Annotated in this window: 25 protein-coding genes; 8 read left to right on the plus strand and 17 right to left on the minus strand. The window is 43.4% G+C overall.

Annotated elements, in window-relative coordinates; all coding sequences use genetic code 11:
* Nucleotides 1-216 precede the first annotated feature (216 nt).
* The 8 genes from SPIGRAPES_RS08580 to SPIGRAPES_RS08615 form a co-directional block, all read right to left on the minus strand.
* Nucleotides 217-1497: an L-cysteine desulfidase family protein gene (locus SPIGRAPES_RS08580; protein ID WP_014270367.1), complete on the minus strand. Its 1281-nt coding sequence runs from the start codon at nt 1495-1497 to the stop codon at nt 217-219.
* Between the two features lie 12 nt (nt 1498-1509).
* Complete coding sequence (dhaK, locus tag SPIGRAPES_RS16840; protein ID WP_014270368.1) at nt 1510-3252, minus strand: dihydroxyacetone kinase subunit DhaK; 1743 nt, start codon at nt 3250-3252, stop codon at nt 1510-1512.
* Between the two features lie 174 nt (nt 3253-3426).
* Nucleotides 3427-3924: an L-2-amino-thiazoline-4-carboxylic acid hydrolase gene (locus tag SPIGRAPES_RS08590; RefSeq protein WP_014270369.1), complete on the minus strand. Its 498-nt coding sequence runs from the start codon at nt 3922-3924 to the stop codon at nt 3427-3429.
* Nucleotides 3925-3948: 24 nt separating this feature from the next.
* Nucleotides 3949-4668, minus strand: a complete 720-nt coding sequence (locus SPIGRAPES_RS08595; RefSeq protein ID WP_014270370.1) for an ABC transporter ATP-binding protein — start codon at nt 4666-4668, stop codon at nt 3949-3951.
* A complete protein-coding gene (locus SPIGRAPES_RS08600; RefSeq protein WP_014270371.1) occupies nt 4661-5467 on the minus strand; it encodes an ABC transporter ATP-binding protein in 807 nt (268 codons plus the stop codon). Before SPIGRAPES_RS08600 ends, SPIGRAPES_RS08595 begins: the two co-directional genes overlap by 8 nt.
* Nucleotides 5457-6458, minus strand: coding sequence for a branched-chain amino acid ABC transporter permease (locus SPIGRAPES_RS08605; protein WP_014270372.1), 1002 nt, complete (start codon nt 6456-6458; stop codon nt 5457-5459). The genes SPIGRAPES_RS08600 and SPIGRAPES_RS08605 overlap by 11 nt, the downstream gene beginning before the upstream one ends.
* 3 nt (nt 6459-6461) lie before the next feature.
* On the minus strand, nt 6462-7340 hold the full coding sequence (locus tag SPIGRAPES_RS08610; RefSeq protein WP_014270373.1) for a branched-chain amino acid ABC transporter permease: 879 nt from the start codon (nt 7338-7340) through the stop codon (nt 6462-6464).
* 66 nt (nt 7341-7406) lie between these two features.
* On the minus strand, nt 7407-8552 hold the full coding sequence (locus SPIGRAPES_RS08615; RefSeq protein ID WP_014270374.1) for an ABC transporter substrate-binding protein: 1146 nt from the start codon (nt 8550-8552) through the stop codon (nt 7407-7409).
* Nucleotides 8553-8869: 317 nt separating this feature from the next.
* Between SPIGRAPES_RS08615 and SPIGRAPES_RS08620 the strand changes: the two genes are divergently transcribed.
* On the plus strand, nt 8870-9538 hold the full coding sequence (locus tag SPIGRAPES_RS08620; protein ID WP_014270375.1) for a GntR family transcriptional regulator: 669 nt from the start codon (nt 8870-8872) through the stop codon (nt 9536-9538).
* 99 nt (nt 9539-9637) lie between these two features.
* On the opposite strand, the gene SPIGRAPES_RS08625 is transcribed toward SPIGRAPES_RS08620, so the two are convergent.
* The 9 genes from SPIGRAPES_RS08625 to SPIGRAPES_RS08665 form a co-directional block, all read right to left on the minus strand.
* Nucleotides 9638-10927 carry an L-cysteine desulfidase family protein gene (locus SPIGRAPES_RS08625; RefSeq protein ID WP_014270376.1) on the minus strand — a complete coding sequence of 430 codons (1290 nt, stop codon included), beginning with the start codon at nt 10925-10927 and terminating at the stop codon, nt 9638-9640.
* Complete coding sequence (locus SPIGRAPES_RS08630; protein WP_014270377.1) at nt 10927-11550, minus strand: dihydroxyacetone kinase subunit L; 624 nt, start codon at nt 11548-11550, stop codon at nt 10927-10929. The genes SPIGRAPES_RS08625 and SPIGRAPES_RS08630 overlap by 1 nt, the downstream gene beginning before the upstream one ends.
* A gap of 9 nt (nt 11551-11559) precedes the next feature.
* The gene (locus SPIGRAPES_RS08635) at nt 11560-12567 is read right to left on the minus strand and encodes a dihydroxyacetone kinase subunit DhaK (RefSeq protein ID WP_014270378.1); all 1008 of its coding nucleotides are present in this window, start codon (nt 12565-12567) and stop codon (nt 11560-11562) included.
* Nucleotides 12568-12580: 13 nt separating this feature from the next.
* Nucleotides 12581-13297, minus strand: a complete 717-nt coding sequence (locus SPIGRAPES_RS08640; protein ID WP_014270379.1) for an ABC transporter ATP-binding protein — start codon at nt 13295-13297, stop codon at nt 12581-12583.
* Nucleotides 13278-14093, minus strand: coding sequence for an ABC transporter ATP-binding protein (locus tag SPIGRAPES_RS08645; protein WP_014270380.1), 816 nt, complete (start codon nt 14091-14093; stop codon nt 13278-13280). The genes SPIGRAPES_RS08640 and SPIGRAPES_RS08645 overlap by 20 nt, the downstream gene beginning before the upstream one ends.
* Nucleotides 14086-15102 (minus strand): branched-chain amino acid ABC transporter permease, encoded by a 1017-nt coding sequence (locus SPIGRAPES_RS08650; RefSeq protein ID WP_014270381.1) that lies wholly within the window; start codon nt 15100-15102, stop codon nt 14086-14088. Before SPIGRAPES_RS08650 ends, SPIGRAPES_RS08645 begins: the two co-directional genes overlap by 8 nt.
* On the minus strand, nt 15099-15974 hold the full coding sequence (locus SPIGRAPES_RS08655) for a branched-chain amino acid ABC transporter permease (protein ID WP_014270382.1): 876 nt from the start codon (nt 15972-15974) through the stop codon (nt 15099-15101). Before SPIGRAPES_RS08655 ends, SPIGRAPES_RS08650 begins: the two co-directional genes overlap by 4 nt.
* Nucleotides 15975-16048: 74 nt before the next feature.
* Nucleotides 16049-17215 carry an ABC transporter substrate-binding protein gene (locus tag SPIGRAPES_RS08660; protein WP_014270383.1) on the minus strand — a complete coding sequence of 389 codons (1167 nt, stop codon included), beginning with the start codon at nt 17213-17215 and terminating at the stop codon, nt 16049-16051.
* Between the two features lie 40 nt (nt 17216-17255).
* Entirely contained in the window at nt 17256-17759 is a 504-nt protein-coding gene (locus tag SPIGRAPES_RS08665; protein WP_014270384.1) for an L-2-amino-thiazoline-4-carboxylic acid hydrolase, read from the minus strand.
* A gap of 261 nt (nt 17760-18020) precedes the next feature.
* Between SPIGRAPES_RS08665 and SPIGRAPES_RS08670 the strand changes: the two genes are divergently transcribed.
* From SPIGRAPES_RS08670 to SPIGRAPES_RS08700, 7 genes are all read left to right on the plus strand, one after another.
* Nucleotides 18021-18686 (plus strand): GntR family transcriptional regulator, encoded by a 666-nt coding sequence (locus SPIGRAPES_RS08670; RefSeq protein WP_014270385.1) that lies wholly within the window; start codon nt 18021-18023, stop codon nt 18684-18686.
* A 12-nt stretch (nt 18687-18698) separates the two neighbouring features.
* The gene (locus SPIGRAPES_RS08675; protein ID WP_014270386.1) at nt 18699-19631 is read left to right on the plus strand and encodes a ribokinase; all 933 of its coding nucleotides are present in this window, start codon (nt 18699-18701) and stop codon (nt 19629-19631) included.
* Nucleotides 19632-20010: 379 nt separating this feature from the next.
* Nucleotides 20011-21213: an ROK family protein gene (locus tag SPIGRAPES_RS08680; protein ID WP_014270387.1), complete on the plus strand. Its 1203-nt coding sequence runs from the start codon at nt 20011-20013 to the stop codon at nt 21211-21213.
* A gap of 16 nt (nt 21214-21229) precedes the next feature.
* Nucleotides 21230-21793, plus strand: coding sequence for a D-sedoheptulose-7-phosphate isomerase (locus SPIGRAPES_RS08685; protein ID WP_014270388.1), 564 nt, complete (start codon nt 21230-21232; stop codon nt 21791-21793).
* A 12-nt stretch (nt 21794-21805) separates the two neighbouring features.
* On the plus strand, nt 21806-23317 hold the full coding sequence (locus tag SPIGRAPES_RS08690; RefSeq protein WP_014270389.1) for a sugar ABC transporter ATP-binding protein: 1512 nt from the start codon (nt 21806-21808) through the stop codon (nt 23315-23317).
* Nucleotides 23317-24312 (plus strand): ABC transporter permease, encoded by a 996-nt coding sequence (locus SPIGRAPES_RS08695; RefSeq protein ID WP_014270390.1) that lies wholly within the window; start codon nt 23317-23319, stop codon nt 24310-24312. The genes SPIGRAPES_RS08690 and SPIGRAPES_RS08695 overlap by 1 nt, the downstream gene beginning before the upstream one ends.
* 81 nt (nt 24313-24393) lie before the next feature.
* Entirely contained in the window at nt 24394-25356 is a 963-nt protein-coding gene (locus tag SPIGRAPES_RS08700; RefSeq protein ID WP_014270391.1) for a sugar ABC transporter substrate-binding protein, read from the plus strand.
* Nucleotides 25357-25427: the final 71 nt, after the last annotated feature.

The following is a 25427-nucleotide window of genomic DNA, read 5'->3' on the forward strand; positions in this document are numbered from 1 at the left end:
GGATGCCAATTCGGGTGGTTCTGTTTACATTGCTCTTTCTATCTCCAGCTGTCGATTTTTCTAACCCTAGGCAAATTTGGGAAATAACCCATCTGAAAGAGGAAGATAAAATCGACAAACAGGACCTATGTATCCACTTGTTTTGAAAACCTAAAAAAGGAATCCGGCACAAACCAGATTCCTTTTACTATTTGTAGGTTTTATTGGACTAACCCGTTATTTCTCCAGCATAATTTTCAGGATTTCCACATCGGTGGAATGCATACCGACCTGGGCCATTTTGCCCACACTACGGATCGTGCTTTCCACATCGCGCTTCACCATGCCTTCACCATGCTTGAACACCCCTCCGTTATCCTGGATGCAATACCCATTCAAAGCTGCTTCCAGTGCAATCGAAATCTTTGCCGCGCAGGAGGGTTTCGCTCCGTCGCAAATCATTCCCCCTACCGTGCAGATGGAATTGGTGATGGTATTGGAAATCTCCTCATACCGTCCACCCAGCATATAGGCAACCCCACTGGCACTTCCCGTGGCGGCACAAACCACCCCACAGTAGGCCGAAAGGTCCCCGATATATTGTTTCTGATGGATGGCTACAAGGTTCGCGATTGCCAAGGCCTTCAGCACAGTCTCTCGTGGAGCTTTGAGTTCCTTTGCATACTCCACGATCGGCATCGTGAGGGTAATCCCCTGGTTCCCGCTTCCCGAGTTGATAATCACCGGCTTGGCACAGCCGCTCATGCGGGCATCAGAGCCTGCGGCTGCCGCCGCCCGTGCCTTGGTCCTCACATCCGAGTTTTCACCATTGGTCTTTAAAAGGGACCTTCCGACATTGGCACCCCAGGAATTCGACAATCCTTCGCGTGATATTTCTGAATTGAAGGCAATCTGTTTTCCAAGGATCTCTTCGACATCTTCCAATCGCAGGCAATCGGCAAAGGATATGATATCCTGAATATTCAAAAGACTGTAATCCAAATCCACTTCTCCGACGTTCTCTTCCAAAGCTTGTGAAAAAATGAGTTTTCCATCTTTCTCGATCCGAGTGATATGGGTATGCCTATTCTTGATTTCCACCAGAACCTTATGGCCTTGGGCTTCCACCTCACAGACAATAATCAGATTATCATCCCCCTGTACCAAAGTGCAGGAGCAATAGAGAGGGTCCTTGAGTAACTCTTTTGTCTTTTCGATGTCCTCAGATGTAACTGCACTGAGTACTTCCAAAAGCATTTCCGGCTTTCCCCCGACAATACCGAGAACCGTAGCGACATCGATGCCCTTGAGGCCGCCGGAATTTGGAACCGTAACACCCATTACATTCTTAATGATATTCCCGCTACAGCCAATCGTAATCTTTTCGGGAAGGCAGCCAAGGACCTCTCGGGCCTTGGCAGAACAGTAGGCTATCGCTATTGGTTCGGTACATCCAAGGGCTGGAACCAACTCATGCTTCAGTATCGCCACATACGCAGCATATTTCCTTTCATCCATGTTAAACCTTCCCTATTGTAGGGCTTTCGCAATTTCAGTGAACAACACCCCAAGCCCATAGGCCCCTGCATCAGGATAGCCGATACTCCTCGTCCCCACAGTCCCTGCACGTCCCATTCTGGCAACAATGCTCTCTGTGGCTTTGGCTCCTGCCATCGCAGCTTCAGCCCCTTTACCAAAACATTCTTTCAGGGAAAGTCCTTTGCTTGCATTCTCACTCCAACTGTCTGCACAGGGAGCAAGCGCATCGATCAAGGTTTTATCCCCGACAACGGCTCCACGGCCAAAGGACCTCTCCCCTGTCATTTGGATGGCCTTTACACAGCCTTGCAGCAATTCAGCCATCTCAAGCGAAGTAACAAATTCCTTTCCTGCAGTATATTTGCCGGCACTGCGGAAGGCAGAACCCCAGATAGGGCCACTTGCCCCACCGCAATATTCCATAATGACAATCGAGCATTCATCAAGGAATTCGCTTATAGTGCCACTCTTTTCCAGAATGGTTTTCCACTCACGCTTGAGCTGTTTGAAACCCTTGGCAATACTCATCCCGAAATCACCGTCTCCGGCATGGGAATCCAATTCACAGAACGGAATCTCATTCTCTATTGCAACGGCTGAAAGCTTATCCACCAAATAGGTAAAATTCTCCAAGGTAAGTTTCTCATCCTGGATACTTGCGCAGGAGGCAGGAACCTCGACGGTGAAAATAGCCTCTTTCACTTCTGACTTTGCCAGAGGTATGTAGGTAATATCCTGTTCCTTTCCACTTAAGGTAAGAGCAGGAGTGTTTGCAGCAGCTACCAGATAGGTCTTCAGTTCATCATCGAGTTTCACCATAGTCAAAGAAGCGCCAGCCATATCGAGGCTTGTCATAAAATCACCGACAAACACCCTGACAACATTCACATTTTTTTCCTGCAGGGTATTGAGCACGGAATTATTGAAGGCATACAGCTCTTGAAGCGGGGTCGATCCGAACCCGTTCACCATGATTGCTACTTCAGCATTCCCCGCTTTTAATTCCTTGAGCAGGGGGTCGACCATTTGAGACACCAACTCATCGATGCTCTTGACTTTCTGCCGGCAAATACCCGGCTCCCCGTGTATACCAACCCCGAATTCCATTTCATCCTCTGCCAGGGCAAAAGTCGGGGAACCCTTGGCGGGAACCGTGCAGGAAGAAAGGGCAAAACCCAGACTCTTGGTATTGGCAATCGTTTTCTCCGCAATCCTTTTTACTTCAGCAAGGGAAAGGCCGGCCTCGGCTGCAGCCCCTGCAATTTTATGCACAAATACCGTTCCTGCTACACCTCTTCTTCCCACGGTGTAGAGACTGTCTTCAACTGCGATATCATCATTGACAATGACATATGCAACATCGATCCCATCTTCAAGAGCCAATTGCCTGGCATTCTTGAAGTTCATATTGTCACCGCTGTAGTTCTTGATAATCAAAAGAGTGCCTTTCTTGCTCTGGCTTGCTTTGATAGCTTTATAGACCTGTATCTGGGAAGGTGAAGCGAATACATCACCACAGACTGCTACATCAAGCATACCTTTTCCAACATATCCCGCATGGGCGGGTTCATGCCCGGTACCACCACCCGAGATGAGCGAGACTTTCTCAGTATCGATTTCTTTTTTCATGATGAGTTTACTTTTGCTATCGAATGCAAGTTCGGGATAGGCAGCAACCAATCCATTGCACATCTCATTTACCAAAGTCTCGGGACTATTGATTAATTTTTTCATACTATCCTCCTGTGATTCCTCTGCAAAACATGAACGGACCTATCGTCTTTTCGTGCGATACATCACATCAAACCATGATTCAGGCGAAAAAAAGCCCTCCCTCACAAAGAGGGCTCATCTCCGGATCAAAATCAGCAAGGGGGAGCTGACTGCTTCCCCCTTATACAATTACAATTATTTGTTTTTTCTGAATGTTACTTCACAGATATCGTGACCATTGGCGATGGTTTTACCAAGTTCATAGCCATAGTTACATTCAGCTGCAATACCTCTGTCCCCATCCATGGCAGCGTCACACATGAGCTTAATCTCTTCATCTGTCGCACCAAGCTTTTTCCAAGCAGTAACAAGCGGGCAGTAATGGAACTCAATATAAAGTTCGTCCTCATCACAACGTTTTACATCCATTTCGAACACTTTCTGGACGTTGTCGGAGATAAAGACTTCTTTGAAAGCAGGAATACCCTCTTCTTTCTGGGCCCTCTGCATATTTGCACCATGGAAATGACCACATTTGGTGATTGCCTCACGGGTGAAAGCCTCAGGATCCAAACCTGCTTTCTTGGCAGCTTCCATCATCAAGCACATCCAGGTTGCCCTGTGCTCGATAGCACCTCTCAATACATTTACTATTTCATTGTCTACCAGTGTGGGTTCATTCTTGATTTCCATTTTTCTTTTTCCTTATTCTATTGGTTAAATATTTCCGAGATATGCCTTTCTGACATTATCATCTGTTAACAATTGTTTTCCTGTACCTTCCAGGGTTATCCTCCCTGTTTCCAGTACATAGGCCCTATCGGCAGTCTTGAGGGCCATTTTTGCATTCTGTTCTACCAGCAGAATGGTGACCCCGAGTTTCTTGATGTCCTTGATCAGATCGAATATCAGCATTACCAAGTTCGGAGAAAGCCCGAGAGACGGCTCATCCAATAACAGGACCTTGGGATCACTCATCAAAGCCCTTCCGATGGCAAGCATCTGCTGCTCACCCCCGCTTAGCGTCTTTGCAACCTGGGTCTTCCTTTCAAACAGCCGGGGAAAAAGGCTGTAGACCTTTTCATAGTCCTGGGCAATCTTCACCTTGTCTTTCCTGGTGAAAGCCCCCAGTTTCAGATTGTCCTGCACAGAAAGGTCAGGGAACACTTCTCTTCCCTCAGGGGAAAGACAGATGCCCATTTTCACAATTTCCGCTGCGCTGCAATGGGCTAGGTCATTACCATCATAGATAATCTGTCCTTTCTTAGGCTTCAAAAGACCTACGATGGTGTTTAGAGTTGTTGATTTCCCTGCCCCGTTACTACCAATCAAGGCTACGATTTCACCTTTCCCGATTTCCATATTGATGCCTTTTACAGCATGGATCATTCCGTAGTAGGTATTGACATCTTTGAGTTCGAGAATTGGTTTAGGCATGTTGCTCTTCCTCCTCTTCATCTTCATCTTCTTCGCCAAGGTACGCTACGATTACATCCTTGTTGGTGGCAATTTCCTGGGGAAGGCCCTCTGCAATTTTCCGGCCGTGGTCAATGACGTAGATCCTGTCTGAGATATTCATGACCAGGTTCATGTCATGTTCAATCAAAACGATGGTAAAACCTTTGGAGACCAAGCTACGGATAAAGGCTAGCAACTCTTCGGATTCTTCGGGATTCATGCCCGCAGCAGGTTCATCAAGCAAAATCAATTGGGCCTCGGTAGCAATAGCACGTGCTATCTCTACCTTTCGCTGGTCTCCATAAGGAAGATTCGAGGGATAATCGTGGATATATTTATCAAGTTCAAGGAACTTAAGGATATCGACGGCTTTCTGTTGTTTTTCTTTTTCCAGTGTCCGGTACTTTTTAGTATGGAAAACCAGATCAAAAAAATTATAGTCAGTATTGGTATGCATGCCCAACAGGACATTCTGGATTACCCTCATGTCAGAAAAAAGCCGGATATTTTGGAATGTCCGGGCCATTCCCGCTTTTACGATAGCCTGGGGAGTCTTCCCTTGGATTTCCTCTCCATTGAAGAAGATTTGTCCACGGGTAGGTTGATAGACCCCGGTGAGCATATTGAATACCGTGGTCTTACCGGCACCGTTCGGCCCAATGATGCTTACAATCTCCCCTCTGTTTACCTGGAAATCAACATCATCTACGGCTTTGAGGCCTCCGAACTGTATGGATAGGTTTTTAACCAGCAGAATAGGATCCTGTTTAGTTTCCATAGGATTGCACCCCTTTCATCAGTTTGAAGGGCTTGTTGCTATGCCCCCCGAGAATTCCCTCAGGTTTGAATCTCATCATCAAGACAAGAATCAAGCCATAGATGATGAACCGATACTCGCTGGCAAACCTCAAAATTTCCGGGAAGGAAATCAGCAGTGCTGCACCAAGGAACGAACCGGCAATGGATCCTGTTCCCCCGAGAATGACAATACTGATAATGATAATGGAGATGTCGAAATTGAAGGTATTGGGGTCAAGGAACCTGACAAAGTGAACATAGAACGCTCCTCCAAGACCTGCGATTGCCGCAGAGATGACAAAACTTTTCATCTTGTAGGCAGTTACATCCACACCCATCATGGTAGCAGCCAAAGAATCATCCCTGATCGCCATGAAAGCCCTTCCCATTTTCGAATTGACGATTCGATAGACAACCAGCGTTACCAAAGCTGTCATGATGATTGAAAGGTAGAAAAACCCGCCATTGAAGGTAGTGAGGGTAATACCGAAAAACTCAGGCCTTTCAATGTGGTTCACCCCTAATGGGCCACCTGTAAAGGATTGCCAGTTAAGTGCAACCATCTTGACGATTTCCCCGAAACCCAATGTCGCGATAGTAAGGTAACTGCCGGACAATCTACTGGTAGGGGCTGCAAGCATCAGACCGACAATACCTGCCATGACCATGCCGCAAAGCGCCGTTACCAACCAGGGAAGCCCCAGGTATTGCCACATCAGAGCCGAAGTATACCCACCTACGGCGCAGAAGCCCGCATGCCCGATCGATACAAGTCCCGTAAACCCAGTTAAAAGGTTCAAAGACAGGGAAAGCATCGAATACAGGGAAATCATGGTAAGGATACGCACGATGTAGGGTGATAAAAGGCCACTTTTGGGAAGATAGAGAACCAGTATAACCAGCACAGCCAGGGCTGCTATCTTCTTCGGTTTTGAATCCAATAGTTTTTTGCTTGTTTTGTTATGTTTCATGATTTATACCTTTTCAATCACCTTTTTGCCAAATAATCCATTCGGACGGAAAATGAGCACAATAATCAGAATGATGAATGCAACGGCATCACGATACCCACCACCGAGATAGTAGGCAGCAAAACTCTCTGCAAGTCCAACGACCAGGCCTCCGAACACAGCACCATGGAGGATTCCGATCCCTCCCAGAACTGCAGCGGAAAAAGCCTTGAGACCGGCTATAAATCCCATTTGCGGATTGACAATCTGGTAATAGCCGCTGATCAGTGAGCCTGCAACTGCAGCGGAAGCCCCACCCAAAAAGAACGTAAACGAAATAACTTTATTAACATCAATGCCCATCAGTGATGCAGCCTTTGCATTCTGTTGCACGGCCCGCATAGCCAATCCAATCTTTGTTTTTTGGACAATGAACGTTAAAAGGAGCAAAAGGGCAACGGAGACAGCAATTATTCCAACCTGAGTCGATTTAATCAAAATGTTTCCAACGGTAAAATTCCCATAGTCAAAAATCTTGGGAAACCACTTCGACCTGCTGCCAAACACGATCATCAGGAAATTCTGGATAATATAAGAACACCCAATAGTGGTGATAAGGGCAGAAATTCCCTTTGACTTCTTTACTCGTAGTGGTCTCAGGGCAATTCGATCCATCAGCATGGTCATACCGCCAGTTACCAAGACACTAACAACCACACCCCAGAACAGTCCGAAGCTTGTCGATACGACTACGACCATAGCGATATGAGCGCCGAAAGCGTAGGTAGCTCCATGGGCAAAGTTAACCAGGCGAAGAACGCCGAATACCAGAGAATACCCAACGGCAATCAAGGCATAGACAATGCCTAGGGTTAATCCATCAAATACTTGTTGTAGAATCATACTAGCTCCCTACGTACTTACTTGAAAGGTGGGGGCGCCCCCCCACCCTTCAATAGTCTTTACAACCTATAACTTGCTCTTGTCGATCATGGTGAATTTGCCATCCTTGATCATCAACCAGTTGAATGTCTTGAAGGCATCACCAGTTGCATCAAAGTACGTTACCCCTGCAACGCCATCATAGTTGATCTTGTAGAGCTGATCCTTGATGGCTTTCCTGTCTGCAGATTTGGCTTCGTTGATAGCCTGGACAAACATACCAAGTGAATCATACGCCTGGGCAGTGAGGGAACTGGGAATCTTGCCAGCGTAATCTTTCATGTAATCGTCAACAAAACTCCTGACCTTCGCTTCAGGGCTCTCATGGAAGAATATTGCAGGAAGGGCAATACCGTTCCCGTCTTCCTGAGCAAGCTTGATCAGCTGTTCGCTGTAGGCATTAGAGAAACCAATGAGGTTGATCTTGGAATCAATGTCCCTGTACTGGTTGGCAAAAGGTCCAAGGATGTTGTACATGGCACAAACGATGATCGTATCGGGCTTGTAGGAACGAAGCTTGGTGATGGTTGAGGAGAAATCGGTCAAACCATCAAGGATTTCCTCGTATCCGACAATCTCGAGCTCCGGATGATCCTTGGCAAGGGTATTGATAAGGATATCTGCAGTCTTTACGCCCCAGTCGGTTTTGACTGCAAGGACGGCAACCCTTTTGGCCTTGAATACGTCAGAGGCAATGTTCAGTGTTTCGTTAGCCTCGACGTTGATCAATGAGTTATTCCTGAAGATATACTCGCCCATGCCCGAATAGTCCGGATGGGAAGCACTGGGGGAAATCTCGGGGACACCGACTTCCTCATAAGTAGGGGCGGCAGCCATGGAAACACCGCTTGCAAAGTGACCGACGACACCGACAATGTCCTTGTTCCCTGCAATTCGTTCGGCAATCGAAGCTGCTTCCTCGCCACTGTTCTTGTCATCGAAATCAACGATTTCAATCTGACGACCGTCAAAAATCCCGCCAGCTGCATTGATCTGCTTTGCATGCAATTCAACCGCGTTCTTAAATCCTTGGCCATATTCGGCAAAGTCGCCGGTAAGGGGGCCTACAACTGCAATCTTAATAGGTTTCTGGGTTTCTTTGCTTCCGTTAGCGAAAGCAAAACCTAATACAAGCAGAGACAGGAGAGCTACCAACATAATACGCTTTTTCATTGAACGATCCTCCATCCTTTCTTTACTCTTTCGTAGAAACTACAAAAGGTTTTCTGTGTGATTCGAGTGAATTTTCCGAGCCTTCTCTTTTGGTATATCACTGGAATTCCAGTAACATACTAGAAAGAGTACCATAGAATTCAGATTACGCAAGGAAAAATCTCAGGAATTTTTTTTCGCCGCCGATTACCTTTTTGAGAACAAACAAGGTACTGAAAATCTATCGCATATAAATTATTTCGTCTCTTGTAAATGCTCTATAAATTCTTTATCATCAAAAAACATTGATAAAAATCAAATTATATGGAGCATCTGAAATGGCCGAAACAAAGAATAAGTATGGTGGCGATCCATTAAAAAACCAATATCATAAAATTATTCTAGACAGAATCATACACTGCACGTATAAAAGCAATGACATTATCAATATCCAGTCACTTGTATCTGAGTTCAATGTCAGCAAAACCCCAATCAGGGAAGCCCTTCTTGAACTCTGCGACGAGGGTCTTTTGAAAAGCATTCCCAAATTTGGGTATGAAGTCACCCCGTTCGAGGAAGACCAAATCAGACAGGTTTTAAATTTCAGGTATCTGATCGAGACCAGTGCCATGGATGCCTATTGGGAAATGCTCTCAAACAAAGAAACCATAGAGGAACTGACTGCAATCGTTGACATCAGCGAATCCCTTCGCGAGGAGGCAAGTCCCTTGGAACGCTGGGAACATACCGCACAGTTCCATATCAAGCTAGCCTCATTATACAAAAATGAGTACCTGAGTGCCCAATTGAAGAAGGCCATCAGGTTTTTAGGCATCGATTATGCCCGTTCCATCTGGATCTCCCTCAATCCCATTGACAAGTATTTTGGCGAGGAATGCCACCGGGTCATCATTAAAGAAATCGAAAACAACAACAAAAAGAATGCCCTTTTGGCCTTGAAAAAAGACATGGAAAACTACAGGAAGATTTGTTTAAACAAACGATAAGGGCTTCCATCCCTTTCGTATACCCCTACTCACGAACAACAGTCCCAAGGAATTCTCTTGGGACTGCCGAATGGACTCTTATTAGATGAAAATGATCAGTTAGTTTTCTTTCTCCATCATGATGTTCAGGATTTCCCGGTCTGTAGATTTCATACCAATCCTACCCATCCTTCCAAAACTCTTGATGGTATTGTCAGCATTCGACTTGACCAGTCCATCTCCATTAATGAAGCTCTTGTTTTCCTTCATTCCCATTTCAAAGGCAAAGATTCCCGATTTGACTGCAGTTGCAATCTTTGAGGCACAGGAGGCCTTTGCCCCATCGCAGACTACCCCACCGATATCGGCAAGACAATTTGTAATGACGTTGGAAATTTCCTGTTGCCTTCCACCATGCAGATACGCAATGCCACATCCGGCAGCAGTCCCTGCACATACGGCCCCACAGAAAGCACTCAGGCTTCCCAATTGGTTTTTCTCCTGCATGGAGATGAGATTGCTCAAAGCCAAGGCCCTCAATAACTCTTCGTGAGATGATTTGAGCTCTTTTGCATACTCCATAACCGGAAGAGATACCGTCATTCCTTGGTTCCCGCTGCCGCTATTGATGATAACAGGCATCGAACAACCGCCCATCCTGGCATCTGAACCGGCAGCCGCGGCGGCACAGGCGCGTGTTCGGACATCATTCTTATCATAGAATTTCAGCAGTGATTTCCCTACCCCGAGCCCCCATTTGCCTGTCAAACCTTCTTTCGATATTGCAGCATTATACTCAATCTCCCGTTCAAGGACTGATTTGATGTCATCTACTTTTACCGTGTCAGCAAACTCTACAATATCTTTTACATTCAGAAAGGCAGCATACTTTTCGAAGACATTGTCATCATCTTCTTTGATCTCTTTTGAAAAAAGAATCGTATCATTTTTCTCGATCAACGTAATATTCGTATGATGGGTGGTAATTTCCACTGCTGCAGAATCTGAAGCATTGCAGGCATATACGCGAATGAACAGATTGTTTTCATTCGATGACAACAAACAGGTACAGAAACCTTCACGTAGCAAACTTCTCGTCTTTTTGACATCCTCACTGGAAACCTCTTTGAGCACTTCCAGTCCACTTTCAGGATTTCCCCCAACCACGCCAAGGGTTGCCGCAACATCAATGCCTCGCAAACCCTCACAATTAGGCACCACGACCCCCTGCACATTCTTTACAATATTCCCACTGCAAGCGACGCTGATTTTATCAGGCATGGCACCAAGGGTTTCCCGTGCTTTCGCTGCGGCGTATGCGATGGCAATGGGCTCAGTGCAACCCAAAGCCGGTTGCAATTCCATTTTCAGTAACGCAACATATGCTTCATAGATATCTGTATCCATCATTAGGCTCTCTGTACGTATGCTGCCAAGGATTTGAAAATCAAACTCCCGACAACAGAACCACCGTCAATGATCCCGATACTTTTTTCCCCGTAGTAGGCAGCTCTACCATGGACAGACTTCATAGACCTGGTGTTTTCCGATCCTATACGTGCGGCTTCGGCGGCTTTTTCAAAAGCGACCACAGCCCCTTCACCCTGATAAGCTTGCAAGGCATCGATACCGGGAATAAGGGAATCGAGAATTGTCTTTTCCCCAGCTTTGCTCCCTGCCTTCTTCATGATATTTTCAATCCCTGAATACAGAGCCGCGACCAGGTCTTCCAGGCTTGCGTCTGTCTTCCCTTTCAATTTTTTCGCCATGCCCATCATGCCAAAGGAAGTGATGGTACCCAAAGAAGAGGGTGCTGACTCATTGAAGGTCCCCGCCATGTTCATGAACACCTTTCCCAGGTCCTCTTCAGTGTTTTCAAGCAAATAATGCAAGACGCTTTTATACCCGTCGCTCATAGAAATACCAAGATCCCCATCACCATTTTGCTGGTCGAGCGCGATAAGGTACTCTTTTTCACTTGTCATGGTTTCGCTAATATAGTTCATTGCTTCACAAAGATTCACACTATTCATTGGTTTCCCCTATTTGTTTTCGGAAGTATAGAACGGAGAAGATGCAGGTTTTCTCAACAGAGCTTTCAATTGCTCGTCAAGTTTCATGATTGTAATCGATAGCCCGGCCATCTCCATCGAAGTGGCAAATTCACCGATATGGGGCATAAACACTGACACTCCCTGTTCCTTGAGCCTGGAAGCTACACGACTGTAGACAAGAATCTGTTCCTCAAGCGGAGTGGCGCCAAGTCCGTTCACCATAACTGCCACCTCCGAGCCTTTTGCCAGGGGCATGTCGTTGACAATCTTTTCAAAGATGAAATCGGCAATTTCATTGGCCGTCAACATCTTGCAGACTTCGATCCCCCGTTCCCCATGAATACCCATTCCCAACTCCAGCTCATCGTCTTCGATGGTGAAGGTCGGTTTGCCCACCTCAGGGACGATACAGGGAGAAAGAGCGACGCCCATGGTCCGTATGTTGGAAACTGCCTTCTTTGTGACAGCCACAACTTCTTCCAAACTCATCATTTCATCGGCCGCGGCACCGGCAACCTTGAATGCGAAAACCATGCCGGCAACGCCACGCCTTTTCTCTGCAGTTTCCCTTGGACTGGAAGCCACGTCGTCGGTAACAAGCACGCTCATGGTCTCGATGTCGTCCATTTCTACCATCTCACATGCCATAGCAAAATTCATCTTGTCCCCACCGTAATTCCCATAGAGACACAGAACGCCATTGCCATCGTCACAAGCGGTGATCATGGCAGCCATTTTCTTGGCAGAGGGAGAAGCAAACACATTTCCTACTGCACAGCCATCTAGCAAACCGGAACCAACATACCCAAGAAACACCGGAAGATGTCCACTGCCTCCGGCTGTGACAATTCCTACCTTTCCTTTTTTTCTAGGATAGGCTGATACAAGGATTCGCTTGTCTCCATCAAGGAGACGAACCCTGTCACCATAGGCCAATTCAATTCCAACCATTACTTCATCGACGAAATTCTGGGGTTCATTCATAATTTTTTTCATTTGTTTTTCCTTATTAACCGCCCAAATAGGCTTTGATAATCGCAGGGTTGTGCAATAATTCTTCCCCGCTTCCTTCCAATGTGATAGTACCGGTTTCAAGGACATACCCCCGATCTGCGATCGACAAGGCCATGGAGGCATTCTGCTCGATCAAAAGAATGGTCTTTCCTTTTTGCCGGATGCGTACCAACAATTCAAAAATCTCCTCGACAATGATGGGAGCCAACCCCAATGACGGCTCATCCAACATGATAAGGTCGGGATCCATCATCAGGCCTCTGGCAATTGCAAGCATTTGCTGCTCACCGCCGGACAAAGAGCCCCCTGCCTGGGTGAGGCGTTCCTTCAAGCGAGGGAACATCAGGTAATTCATCTCCAGCAATTCCTGGAATTTCTCCTTGGTCTGTTTCGGCTGCCCCATACTCCCCGAGACAAGGTTCTCGTAGACAGTCATATCGGGGAATATTTTACGTCCTTCCGGAACATGGGCTATGCCCATTTTTACAATTTTCTCAGGCGAGAGTCTCGAAATATCCTGACCTTTGAAGAATACGTTCCCCCCTGCCTTGGGAATCAGATTGGAAATTCCCATCAAAGTGCTGGTCTTACCGGCACCATTGCCTCCGATCAGGGTCACCAATTCACCTTCATTCACTACGATGTCAGCATTTCGCAAGGCTGAAATATAACCATAGTTAATGCTCAAATCTTCAATTTTCAGCAGCGACATTGATTGCCTCCCCGGCTACAAGCCCTTTTCCAAAGTACGCTTCACGTACATTCTGATTCGTCTTGATGACATCAGGAGTGCCTTCACAGATTTGTTGCCCAAAATTCAATACAATAATCCTATTGCAGGTGTTCATCACAAACTTCATGTCGTGCTCAATTACCCCAATTGTATATCCCAAGGCATTGATCTTCAGAATATAGTCAGAAAGCTCTTTGGTCTCATTCGGGTTCATTCCCGCAGCCGGTTCATCAAGCAAGAGGATTTTGGGGTTGATTGCCAAAGCCCTGGCTATTTCAACTTTCCGTTGGACACCATAGGGAAGATTCCCCGCCTTGGTCTCCGTATATTTGGAAAGCCCAACCAGATCAAGAATTTCCTTGCCCTTTTCAATTGCGTAGGCTTCATCGGCATTGAACTGCTTGGTATGAAACACAGTGTCAATCAGATTCGATTTCAAATTGAGATGGAAACCAATCTTGATATTGTCCAAAACACTCATATACTTGAACAGTTTGATGTTCTGGAATGTTCGTGCCATTCCTTTCTTTGCAATCTGTTCAGGTTTTAAGTTGGTGATATCCTCGCCGCAGAGAAATACTTTTCCCTTTGTAGGGAGGTTAAACCCAGTGCAGGAGTTGAACAGGGTTGTCTTTCCGGCACCGTTCGGACCAATGATGCCATAGATATCCCCTTGGTGAATTTCCAGATTTATATCCTCCACTGCGTGCAATCCACCAAAATACATACAAATATGTTCAGTACTCAGTACCGGTTGTCTCTGTATCTCAAGCATGTTTTTTCCCCCGATCCTGCAATTTTCCCACCATTTTGTTACCAGCAAGTTTGCTGTCAGTAGCCCCAGCAAGCCCTTGGGGGCGATACCACATCATAATAATGATCAACAAGGCAAAGGCCACCAAACGCCATTGTCCAATAGGACGGAGTACTTCTGTGAGGAAATTTACGATAATAGAGCCGATTACCGGACCAATAAAAGTTCCTTGCCCACCCAAAATTACCATGGAGAGAATGTTCCATCCTTCGTCCAACGTAAAATAGGTCGAGTCGATAAACCTGACATAGGGGGCATATACGCAACCCACAACCCCAATCCAAAAAGCCCCATACATAAAGTTGAAAGCTTTGTAAACCGAAGCATTTACCCCAAGACTTTTCGAAGCCAGTTCATCTTCACGGATAGACATCCAGGCGCGTCCGATTTTGCTCTTGATAACTCTGTTCGATACGAAAATAAAGACTATCGCCAGAGCCAAAAAGAGGTAGTAATAGGAACGTGAATTTTTGAATACGATTCCAAACAGCTCAGGTACCGGAATATTCTTGATACCCAAGGCACCCCCGGTCAATGGGGTTGCATTCAAAGCCAACAAGCGGGCAATCTCCGAAAACCCCAAAGTGACGATGGCGAGATAGATACCACTCATCTTCAAGGTCGGCCATGCCACAACCAGACCGACGATAGCTGTTACGATTCCTGCAAGAGGTATACACAGCCAGAAACTCAGTCCGACTTTCGTCGCCAGGATAGCCTCGGTATAGGCACCGAAACAGAAGAATCCGGCAACCCCCAGACAAGTTTGTCCACTGTATCCATTGATAATATTCAAAGCCCCTGCAAGGGTTGCATACATCAATATCCTGCACATAACGCCCATAACATAGCTTTTATTATTGACAAGCGGTAAGACAAACAGAAAAGCCAACAAGAGAAGGGAATACAATACTTTATGTTTGTCAAAAATCAATTTAGCCCGTTTTTTTGTATCTGCGAGCATGTTCATACTTTCGTCCCCCTCTTCTTCACGAACCCGGTCGGTTTGAAAATCAAGACTAGAATGAGGAACCCAAAGGCAAATACATCACGATAGCTAGCAGAAGTGACAGTAATTCCAAGGTTCTCAACAAGTCCAATGCACAAGCCACCCAAGGCTGAGAACCTTACATCAGTCAACCCGCCCAATACGGATGCAGAGAAGGCCTTCATTCCCAAGGCCCCACCCATCGTTGCCTGTACAACCTGGTAGTAAATACAGATAAGCAGACCGGCAATGCCACCCAGACCGCAACCGACACAATTGCCAAGCATGGCAATCCTTTTTACATTTATCCCAACCATATAGGCTGCACTCTTGTCCTGACTGACAGCTCTAAGCATGACCCCGAATTTTGTATGGTAGAAAATATAATTAAGGGCTACGGCAAGACACACGACAAGAGAGATAATCATAATCTGCAACGAACTGATCTGCATTGCCCCAATATGGTAGAATTTAATATGTACGATATTCAGCATCGGTATCTGGTTTGGACCAAAAAAGATTTGAGCCAGGTTCTTTACCAACATGGAAAACCCAATTGTACACAACAACGAGATATGGCGCGGAGAGTTGAAAAATCGCTCGTAACAAACCTTGTAAACAAAAATGCCCATTACCCAAGAGGCAAGGAAGGCGACAGTAAAGCCCAATATAAGGTTGGTACCACAATACTGGAACACATAGTAGGCAGCAAACGCTCCCATTATCATCACTTCACCATGGGTGAACGTGACCATTCCGACAACGCCGACAACAACAGAATAACCAATAGCCATCAAGGCATAGATTGCACCCTGACATAACCCATTGATTATTTGATTGAGGAAATATTCCATTGCAACACCCCTTCACCAGAAGTTCAGTAAGATTCGGCGCCGATATATGTATATCGACGCCGAAGAGATCATGCTTATTCTGCTGAATAGTCAAAACCCTTTTTCACTACATACTGGCCATTCTCAACCTGACAGATCAAATAGGCACGGGTGATATCCCCATCCTTATTGAATTTGATTGGTCCCGTAATCCCGGTATATTCATTACGTGCAAGATTGTCCCTGATTCCCTGGCGTGTAACAGTATCTCCACAGGAATTGATAGCCTGGGCAATCAGGTTTACACAGTCAAAAGCACAGGCAGGGTGTACGGTAGGATTGAATTTGGCTTTGTCATTGAATTCAGTCTTCCAAGCCATCAACTCAGGAACCTGGGGGTCAAAGAAGAAAGGAGTCGACAGGATAAGACCTTCTGAATTTGCTCCGGTCAGACCGATCAACTGTTCAGAGGTTCCTGGTCCGAGGGTAGTCAAGGGAACATCCCAACCCATGGCTCTCACTTGGTTAATGACCTGTGCAACAGCACCTTGGTCCATGATAATGAGGGCCTCGGGATTTGCTGCCTTGAGTTTGGTAATCAAAGAAGAGAAGTCCTTCTCATCTTGGACATAGTTGACCTCTGTTACAATTTCAACACCTGCTTCATTCGCAGCCTTACGGAAATTGTCTGCAGCTGATACACCCCAATCGCTATTGATGTAGATTAATCCGATTTTTTTCACACCCATGTACTTGCTGATGATGTATTTGGCAAAGAAAGGAGCTTCTCCATCCTGCCGGCCCATGATACTGAAACAGTAATCACTCATGCCTGCATATTTAGGATTGGAAGCAGTCGGAGACAGTTGTACAATTTTGGCATCATCCACGATCGGTGCATTGGCCATACTGCAACCGCTGGTAAAATCACCAATAATTGCCATAATGTCGGAATCATCACAGAATTGCCTGGTCAAGTCAGAACTCTCTTTCGGATCCCCCTTGGAATCTTTGGGAACAAGTATCAGTTTATACCCGTTAGCCCCACCTGCTGCGTTGATTCTGTCTGCAGCCATCTGGGTTCCAATCTTGAAACCTACACCATATTCGGCATTGGTACCGGTTAAAGGACCCAACACGCCGATTTTGATGATTCCTTTGAATCCCTCGGCTTTGGCAGCCTCTTCTTCTTTGTTACCATTGGCAAAAAGAGCCATCGAAAGCATCATAAGGACACAAAGCAACGCACATAGTTTTTTCATAAAAATCTTCTCCTTTTTGGTTTTTATTTGAAAGCTGTTTTTATTTGTGGAAATTCAGTTCACAGGTCTTACATCCCTTAGCTAGGGTATCGGACAAATCAAGGGTCAAGCCCATTGCCTTGGCAATACCTCTGTCCCCGTCCATTGCAATGTCACAAAGCAGGGCACAGGTTGCATCATCCATCCCGAGTTTCTTCCAAGCAGAGAGCAAAGCGCAATAATTGAAAGAAATATGGAGACAATCCTGCTTTGCTTCGATGTTGTCCATATGGAATGTGTCTTGGCCACATTTATTGAGAAAGGTCTTCTCGAATTCGCGTACATCGGAAGGATCTGCACAGTTCTCCCTGATTTTTGCCCCGTGTATCTCCCCACATCTATATACTGCTTTTCGCATGATGGGTTCTGGATCGATGCCTGCATTTTTCATTTCGTCAAAAAACAGTGCCATCCACGTAGCACGATGTTCAACCTGGGATCTGTTGGTCGAAGCTACCTCATTCACTACATTTTCAATGTTCTCAATCACAATCTGCTCCTTCATATCACCTTCCTTACAAATAATAAAGTTTTATTGATTTTGTAAGATATTAGTGATACATTAGTAATATGTTAATAACAGACTATCATCAATTCAGGATAAATCAAGAGTTTTCTTACTGTTTTTTGTTTAGCTAAAAGACAAATCGGGAACATTCCCTTACAATATGGGTTGGATGAGCGTGAATAGTGACAAATTGAATATTTAACAACATTCACCGTACTTGATATGCTATAAGTACAAATAGAAAAAGGATAAAATAGATTGAATACTGTAAAAAGCAAATATACCGTTTCCTCAAAAAAGAAATATTTTTATGATACGATTCTCTCACGGATAATCCTATGCAATTATAACTCAGGGGATATTATTACAGAAAAATCCCTTGTAGATGAATTTCTGATTAGCAAATCACCGATCAGGGAAGCTTTGATTGAACTGTGCAACGAAGGATTCCTTAAAAGCATCCCTCGATTCGGGTATGAAGTAGTTTCCTTCAGTGAAGAAAACATTTTTCAGCTCACTGAATATAGAACCATTCTCGAATGCGGATACCTGGAAACCCATTGGGATAGCATCACAGCTGAGAATATCCAGACACTCAAGAATATTCTCCAGGCAAATTACGCCGAACGGGATAAGAAAGCAGCACTTGAACACTGGGAACATAATTCGGAATTCCACCTGACATTGATTTCTTTTTCCGGCAATGCTTTTATTTACAAACAATTGAAAAGTGCCATGCAATACCTGGGAGTGGCATATGCCCAAGCCTATTGGATTAACCTCCATACGGAAAATATTGTCAGTGAATGCGAATGCCATAAACGCTTCATCCATCTATTGGAGACAAACAATAAGAAAGAAGCCTTAGAATGTCTGCACCAGGATATCGAAAACTTTTCCAAAATTGAAAACCAAAACAATTAATAAGGAAATTCCATGGAGAAAATAGCTGTCATTGGAAGTTATGTTGCCGATATCATGGCACGCACACCCCATATCCCTGCCTTGGGTGAAACCGTAAAGGGTTCATTTTTCCGCATAGGTGCAGGAGGCAAGGGATTCAACCAAGCGATAGCTGCGGCAAAATCCGGCAATATTCCGCTGTTCGTTACAAAAATCGGGGATGATCATTTCGGGGCTATGGCTCTGCAGATGTTGCAGGAAAATGGTATCGACCCTGCTGATAGTATCGTAGACCCGGCTGAAGATACAGGGATTGCACTTATCTCTGTCGATGAACAATCAGGACAGAATGAAATAATCGTAGTTCCGGGTGCTTCCGGTACGTTTACCAAGAAAGATACTGCAAAGATTGCTGCCTGCCTTGCTGGATTTTCTTATCTCCTTGTCCAATTGGAGATAAATATCGAGGCCACCCTCGACTTGGTTGAACAGGCAAAGGAAATGTGTATAAAAACAATCCTGAACCCTGCCCCAGTCCAAGAAATTCCCGATTCCCTCTATAAAGGCCTGTTTCTGATTTCTCCCAATGAAGTGGAAGCCCAGCAATTATCAGGCCTTCCCTACCGAAGTGATGCCGACTGTACCCCGATTGCAGAGTTCTTCTTTTCAAAAGGCGTACAAAACGTAGTCATTACGCTTGGTAAAAGGGGAGCTTATCTGAACACAGGGAAAGACGAATACTTCATCGATAACTACAAAGTTCCTGTAGTCGATACGACAGGGGCCGGAGATGCCTTCAATGGTGGCTTGCTATCAGGCTTGAGCAAGGGTATGGACCTAGTCAATGCTTTTAACTATGCAAATGTCGTTGCTAATCTCTCAATCACAAAAACAGGCACGAGCAATGCAATGCCAAACAAGCAGGATATCGACAGGTTTCTCCTGGAACATGCAATTGTGCTGTAAGTCCCTCACGTATTCTACAATGGGAATATACACTTTCAGGTATTATACTTGTTCGGATATTGCAGCATCATGATTTAAAAAAACAACCATCGGTCTGCCATTATACAGAAAAAACAGCTTTTGCTTCCTATGTAAAAAAAGGAAGTCCTTCTACCCTTCAGATAAAATGCATTAATCAATTCTCCATAAATTAGCCCATTCCAACACTTTTGCCTTTAGGTGTCCAATTACTGTATCTGTGTTCCTATTAGCAGGAATCTATACGTTTTCTTAAAGTCGCTAATGCAATTATAAAACTTTAAAATAATTCTTGACAGAATGGAAAAACAAACTTAACATTTATTTAATCAAATTGATAAATTAATTAAGGCTTAAATGTATGTATGCAAACAAAGGCAAAAATCTAGAAGATATTCAAGCAATAAACCGATATCTTGTTATAAAACATCTATTAGATGGCAAGATTTCCTCAAGAATTGAGCTAGCTCAAAAATGTAACCTAAACCAAGCAACAATCACGAATATTATAAATGATTTTATAGGCTGGGGGTTAGTAGAAGAAACAGGAAGCATTAGCAAAGGAGTTGGAAGACCTGTGAAAGGAATTCGCCTTTGCAATGAAAAATACTGGACAATAAGCGTTCGTCTTTCCAGAAAATATGTAAAGATAGCAATTATTGATTTTAATGGAAAGATTGAAAGCATTGATAGTTTTGATATCAAAAGCAAAACTGAAATGTGCATAACCATTGAAGCCATCATCAGCCACATCAGAAATGTAGTTGAAAAAAACCCAGAAAAGAAATTTGTGGGCATAGGAATTGCAATGCCTGGCCCTTGGATGAAACAGCAACAGAAGCTGGCATATTTTACGGGATTCTATAAATGGCAAGATATAGATATTGGAAAAACCATTGAAGAAGCACTCAAAATGACAGTTTTTGTAGAACAGGATGCAAATGCTGCTTTGATGGCAGAACCAGAATTTCAACAATGGACTCTGACTAATCAACTGATATTACTAGTAATGGTTGGACAGGGTATTGGTGCTGGCATATTTACCGATGGTGAAATTCTTCGGGGAAATCTTGGGATTGCCGGAGAAATTGGACACATGAGCATAGATTATAAAGGTATTCCCTGTGAATGTGGAAATGTTGGGTGTCTTGAAAGATATGCTTCCACTTCAGCTGTACTGGAAAAGATACAATTGAAAGCAAATGAATTTAATACGGTTTTACACGAAAATTCAACCTGGGCTGAAGTTATAGAAGCTTATAAAATCAATGACACATTAGCCGTGGAAGAAATTAATAATTCTGCAAATTACATAGGATTTGCACTTTCAAGTCTTTCAAACGTGCTTAATCCTGCAGTGATTATAATCGGTGATGAAATGGCAGAATCCGGCCAAAAGTTTCTTGATGCAATCAAGAATTCATTCAATAAGAGAGTTACTTCAATCGTAAGGGATAATACCAAAATTCAGCTAAGCAACGTGTCAGACAATCCTTTCCTGAGAGGAATATCTAGAGTCGTCATCGAAGGATGTATAAAGAATCCAATTATATTGATGAAATAAAGAATTAGGAGAAAAAATGGATTATATCGAGGAAATTGAAAATTACTGGAAGCTGCTTTCTGAGACCTTTAAATCTATTGATAATTGGGAAATTGAAAAAGCCCTCAATTGTCTAACAAAAGCGCGAGATGAAAAGCGGTTCATTTATTCAATAGGCAATGGAGGGAGTGCAGCTACTGCTTCCCATTTTGCTGGAGATTTTACTAAAGGATTGAGTCTTGGTAGGGAAAAAAAATTCCGTTTCATTTCACTAACGGACAATGCTCCTACGGTACTGAGTCTTGCAAATGACGTGAGTTATGATTCTATTTTTGTAGAACAATTGAAGAATTTTCTTGAACCTGGTGATATCGTTGTCGCAATTTCAGGATCTGGAAATTCAACTAATATTATTCAGGCTGTTGAATTTGCCAATAAAAAGGGAGCTACCGTTATTGGATTGACAGGTTTCGATGGTGGAAAATTAATGCAACTCAGCGATATCAAGTTACAGGTTCCTTTAAATAATATGCAGATTGTAGAAGACATTCATATGATTTTCAATCATATGATGATGTTTATACTATATTCGAAAAAATAATAGGTAACAATCATGAATAATGGAACACATACAGACGATTACATACTGGAACTTTCTGGCATTACCAAAAGATTTCCTGGTGTTTTAGCTTTAAATAATGTTGATATGAAAGTGAAAAAGGGTGAGGTCCATGTAATTGTAGGAGAAAATGGTGCAGGAAAATCGACCTTAATGAAGGTTATCAACGGTATCTATTCAGCTGATAGCGGTTCAATAATATTTGATGGAAAACCATATAAAGCTACATCACCCACACAGGCTAGAGCTCTAGGTATTTCGATGATTTTTCAGGAATTGAATTTTGTTCCACAATTAACAGTTGCAGAAAATATTTATCTTGGAAGGGAGCCAATGATAGGTAAAAGTCTTTTTGTTGATAACAAGAAACTGAATGCAAATGCAAGAAACTACATTAAGGAACAGAACTTGCCTTTTGATGCAGAAGACCTAATGGGATCCTTATCCGTATCCCAAGCACAAATAATTGAAATTATCAAGGCGATTTCCTGTAATGCAAAACTGGTTATTATGGATGAACCGACATCTGCAATTACGGAAAAAGAGGTTAGTTTTCTTTTTGAAAAGATTGCTTTGTTAAAGGAGAAAGGGGTTACTATCATCTATATCTCCCATAAGATGGATGAAATTTTCAAAATTGCAGATACTATTTCTATTTTCAGAGATGGCGCTCATATTGATTGCAGACCTACAATCGAATTTAACATCAATAATGTAATTGAAAAAATGGTCGGAAGGGAATTGAGTTCCGGTTTCCCCCAAAAAAAATGTAATATTGGTAAAGAAAGATTTCGTGTAGAGAATTTTTCCGATGCCAAACGATTCCAAAATATTTCTTTTACCCTAAACGAAGGAGAAATCCTCGGAATTTCTGGCTTAATGGGAGCTGGAAGAACTGAAGTTGTGCGAGCAATAATTGGATTAGATAGTAAATGCGAAGGAAAAATATTCCTTGAAAACAGGGAATTGAAAATCAAATCTGTAATTGACTCAATCCAATATGGAATAGCAATGGTCAGCGAAGATCGTCGTTGCTATGGAATAATCCCAATGAGAAGCGTTCGCGAAAATATAATTCTGGTTGGCTTGAAACATTATTTTCATACTCAATGGATTGATAGAGCAAAAGAAAATGCCATAGTTGGAGAATATATAAAAAAACTAGAAATCAAGACATCAAACCAGGAAGTGGCAATCTCAACACTTTCAGGGGGAAACCAGCAGAAAGCAATTCTTGCAAAATGGTTAATCTCTAATCCTAATGTCTTAATATTAGATGAACCAACGAGAGGCATTGACGTCGGTGCAAAATATGAAATTTATAAACTGATGTGCCAATTATGTGAAAATGGCGTTTCGATAATAATGATTAGCTCGGAACTGCCAGAATTGTTAGGTATGAGTGATCGGATACTTGTAATGGCAGAAGGTAAGATTACTGGAGAATTCAATAGAGACAATGCCACTCAGGTAGAAATAATGAAAAAGGCAACAGGTGGAAGATAATGATGAAGATTAAAAAAATCACTTTTGGTGGCATTTCTTTTGATATAAAGAATTTCTATAATAAGTATGGCATTTTGTGTGTTATGGTCCTTATGTTTGTTATTGCTTCTTTTATTTCACCCGTTTTCCTAACTTCAACGAACCTTATTAATGTCCTTACTCAGATAAGTGTAGTTACAATTGTAGCTGCAGGAATGACTATGTTGATCATTTCAGGAACAACAGATCTGTCCGCTGGAAGTGTTGTTGCTCTTGCTGGTTGTCTCTGTGTCGGTACCTGTAAAAATCTTATTGCATCAGGAATGGGTACTGTTCCAGCAGCATTTATCGGGATTCTTGTAGCTGTGGTAATTGCTGCAATGTGCAATGTTTCCTCTGCTGTAATAATCACAAAATTCGAAGCTCCTCCTTTTATTGTTACCTTGGCGATGATGCAAATAGCTCGTGGTCTTGTATACATATATACGAATGGACAACAGATTTATGATATTGGAAATGTCGCAATCATTGGACAAGGGAGAATTGGCTTCATTCCCTATTCAGTTTTGATAATGTTGGCTGTATTGATAATTTCTTGGATAATACTGAATAAATTAAGGTTTGGTCGTTATCTCTATGCAGTTGGGGGGAACATTGAGGCAGCAATTGCAAGTGGGATTAGAACAAGTCCCGTTATCATCAAATCGTTTCTGATTCATGGAGTTTTTGTCGGAATAGCAGGTATCTTGTATATGACTAGACTAAATTCCGGGCAACCTGCAGAAGCCGTAGGTCTGGAATTTGATGCCATTATTGCCGCTATCGTCGGTGGAACCAGTTTTTCGGGAGGCATTGGAACGATAACTGGTACTATTTGCGGCTGTGTCATTATTGGAATTCTAAACAACATCCTGAATCTGATGTTTGTACAGTCCTATTATCAGCAAGTAATAAAAGGCCTGATTATTGTAACGGCCGTTATTCTTGATATAAAAACAAAAGTCAAAAAGAATTAAGGAGGAACGGGGAGGGAGTGTCGGGTATTCGATTTCTTTAATGTTATCGAATATAAAAAAAAATACAAAAGGATCAAAATAATGAAAAAAAGTTTAATCGTAGCCTTGTTATTGGTAACCATGGTTTGTAGTTCTCTCTTTGCGAATGGTAATTCCGAAACTGTAACAGGAAAACCAAAAGTTGCATTTATATGCAAATCGTATTCCGATGCGTTCTGTGTGTGGGTTAAAGATGAGATTGAAAAAAATGCAAAAGAGAATTATTCCAATCAGTTTGATGTAATTTGCTTTGATTCAGCTGGCAACTCAACAACCCAGATAAATCAAATTGAAAATTGTGTTGCTAGTAAATTTGATGTGATTATTTTCCAGCAGGTTGATGCTCAAGCAACGGTGCCAGCCGTAAAGAAAGCTGTTGCGGCAGGAATACCTGTAATCGTAACTACCGGGCACATAGAAGATGGTGGTCTATCGACCTATATTGATGCTAATCCAGTTCAGCAGGGAACTGTAGTTGCGGAATATGCATTAACAAAACTTCCTACAAATTCAAAAATTTGTATACTCCAGGGACCTGCAGGTAATTTCCATGCAAATGGTCGTCAGAAAGGGTTTGTAGACACGTTGGGAAAAAGATCTGACATCCAAATTGTTGATGCCCAAATTGGCGAATGGGGAAAAGACAAAGCTGTTACCATCACCCAAAACTGGCTTTCAAGTATCCCTGATTTGACATGTATCATGGCTCATAATGATGATATGGCTTTAGGTGCCTATGAAGCTATCAAAATGGCAAAGAAACAGGGTCAGATCCAGATATATGGCGTTGATGCTCTTGCCTCAGCATGCCTCGCAGTTCAGGATGGCAGAATGGAAGCAACCGTTTTCCAAAATGCTATCGGATATGCAGTGAAAGCCCTAGAATATGCGTCAAAGACACTCAAGGGTGAAGCAATCGAGAGCATTACTCTTGACAGTGAGCTTGTTACTCCAGAAAATGTCAATAAATATATTGAGTTGCATAAAATGTTGGGTAATATATAGCATATAATGTATGCTTCCGATACGCAGCTAGAAAAAAATCTGGCTGCGTAATTTTTATCGCTAAGGAAAAA

The sequence above is a fragment of the Sphaerochaeta pleomorpha str. Grapes genome (assembly GCF_000236685.1).
Lineage (GTDB): Bacteria > Spirochaetota > Spirochaetia > Sphaerochaetales > Sphaerochaetaceae > Sphaerochaeta > Sphaerochaeta pleomorpha.

What these genes read in the sequence shown, in the direction of transcription:
- SPIGRAPES_RS08580 (WP_014270367.1), bottom strand. Translation starts at nt 1,497, where the DNA reads ATGGATGAAAGGAAATATGCTGCGTATGTGGCGATACTGAAGCATGAG.
- dhaK (WP_014270368.1), bottom strand. Translation starts at nt 3,252, where the DNA reads ATGAAAAAATTAATCAATAGTCCCGAGACTTTGGTAAATGAGATGTGC.
- SPIGRAPES_RS08590 (WP_014270369.1), bottom strand. Translation starts at nt 3,924, where the DNA reads ATGGAAATCAAGAATGAACCCACACTGGTAGACAATGAAATAGTAAAT.
- SPIGRAPES_RS08595 (WP_014270370.1), bottom strand. Translation starts at nt 4,668, where the DNA reads ATGCCTAAACCAATTCTCGAACTCAAAGATGTCAATACCTACTACGGA.
- SPIGRAPES_RS08600 (WP_014270371.1), bottom strand. Translation starts at nt 5,467, where the DNA reads ATGGAAACTAAACAGGATCCTATTCTGCTGGTTAAAAACCTATCCATA.
- SPIGRAPES_RS08605 (WP_014270372.1), bottom strand. Translation starts at nt 6,458, where the DNA reads ATGAAACATAACAAAACAAGCAAAAAACTATTGGATTCAAAACCGAAG.
- SPIGRAPES_RS08610 (WP_014270373.1), bottom strand. Translation starts at nt 7,340, where the DNA reads ATGATTCTACAACAAGTATTTGATGGATTAACCCTAGGCATTGTCTAT.
- SPIGRAPES_RS08615 (WP_014270374.1), bottom strand. Translation starts at nt 8,552, where the DNA reads ATGAAAAAGCGTATTATGTTGGTAGCTCTCCTGTCTCTGCTTGTATTA.
- SPIGRAPES_RS08620 (WP_014270375.1), top strand. Translation starts at nt 8,870, where the DNA reads ATGGCCGAAACAAAGAATAAGTATGGTGGCGATCCATTAAAAAACCAA.
- SPIGRAPES_RS08625 (WP_014270376.1), bottom strand. Translation starts at nt 10,927, where the DNA reads ATGATGGATACAGATATCTATGAAGCATATGTTGCGTTACTGAAAATG.
- SPIGRAPES_RS08630 (WP_014270377.1), bottom strand. Translation starts at nt 11,550, where the DNA reads ATGAATAGTGTGAATCTTTGTGAAGCAATGAACTATATTAGCGAAACC.
- SPIGRAPES_RS08635 (WP_014270378.1), bottom strand. Translation starts at nt 12,567, where the DNA reads ATGAAAAAAATTATGAATGAACCCCAGAATTTCGTCGATGAAGTAATG.
- SPIGRAPES_RS08640 (WP_014270379.1), bottom strand. Translation starts at nt 13,297, where the DNA reads ATGTCGCTGCTGAAAATTGAAGATTTGAGCATTAACTATGGTTATATT.
- SPIGRAPES_RS08645 (WP_014270380.1), bottom strand. Translation starts at nt 14,093, where the DNA reads ATGCTTGAGATACAGAGACAACCGGTACTGAGTACTGAACATATTTGT.
- SPIGRAPES_RS08650 (WP_014270381.1), bottom strand. Translation starts at nt 15,102, where the DNA reads ATGAACATGCTCGCAGATACAAAAAAACGGGCTAAATTGATTTTTGAC.
- SPIGRAPES_RS08655 (WP_014270382.1), bottom strand. Translation starts at nt 15,974, where the DNA reads ATGGAATATTTCCTCAATCAAATAATCAATGGGTTATGTCAGGGTGCA.
- SPIGRAPES_RS08660 (WP_014270383.1), bottom strand. Translation starts at nt 17,215, where the DNA reads ATGAAAAAACTATGTGCGTTGCTTTGTGTCCTTATGATGCTTTCGATG.
- SPIGRAPES_RS08665 (WP_014270384.1), bottom strand. Translation starts at nt 17,759, where the DNA reads ATGAAGGAGCAGATTGTGATTGAGAACATTGAAAATGTAGTGAATGAG.
- SPIGRAPES_RS08675 (WP_014270386.1), top strand. Translation starts at nt 18,699, where the DNA reads ATGGAGAAAATAGCTGTCATTGGAAGTTATGTTGCCGATATCATGGCA.
- SPIGRAPES_RS08680 (WP_014270387.1), top strand. Translation starts at nt 20,011, where the DNA reads ATGTATGCAAACAAAGGCAAAAATCTAGAAGATATTCAAGCAATAAAC.
- SPIGRAPES_RS08685 (WP_014270388.1), top strand. Translation starts at nt 21,230, where the DNA reads ATGGATTATATCGAGGAAATTGAAAATTACTGGAAGCTGCTTTCTGAG.
- SPIGRAPES_RS08690 (WP_014270389.1), top strand. Translation starts at nt 21,806, where the DNA reads ATGAATAATGGAACACATACAGACGATTACATACTGGAACTTTCTGGC.
- SPIGRAPES_RS08695 (WP_014270390.1), top strand. Translation starts at nt 23,317, where the DNA reads ATGATGAAGATTAAAAAAATCACTTTTGGTGGCATTTCTTTTGATATA.
- SPIGRAPES_RS08700 (WP_014270391.1), top strand. Translation starts at nt 24,394, where the DNA reads ATGAAAAAAAGTTTAATCGTAGCCTTGTTATTGGTAACCATGGTTTGT.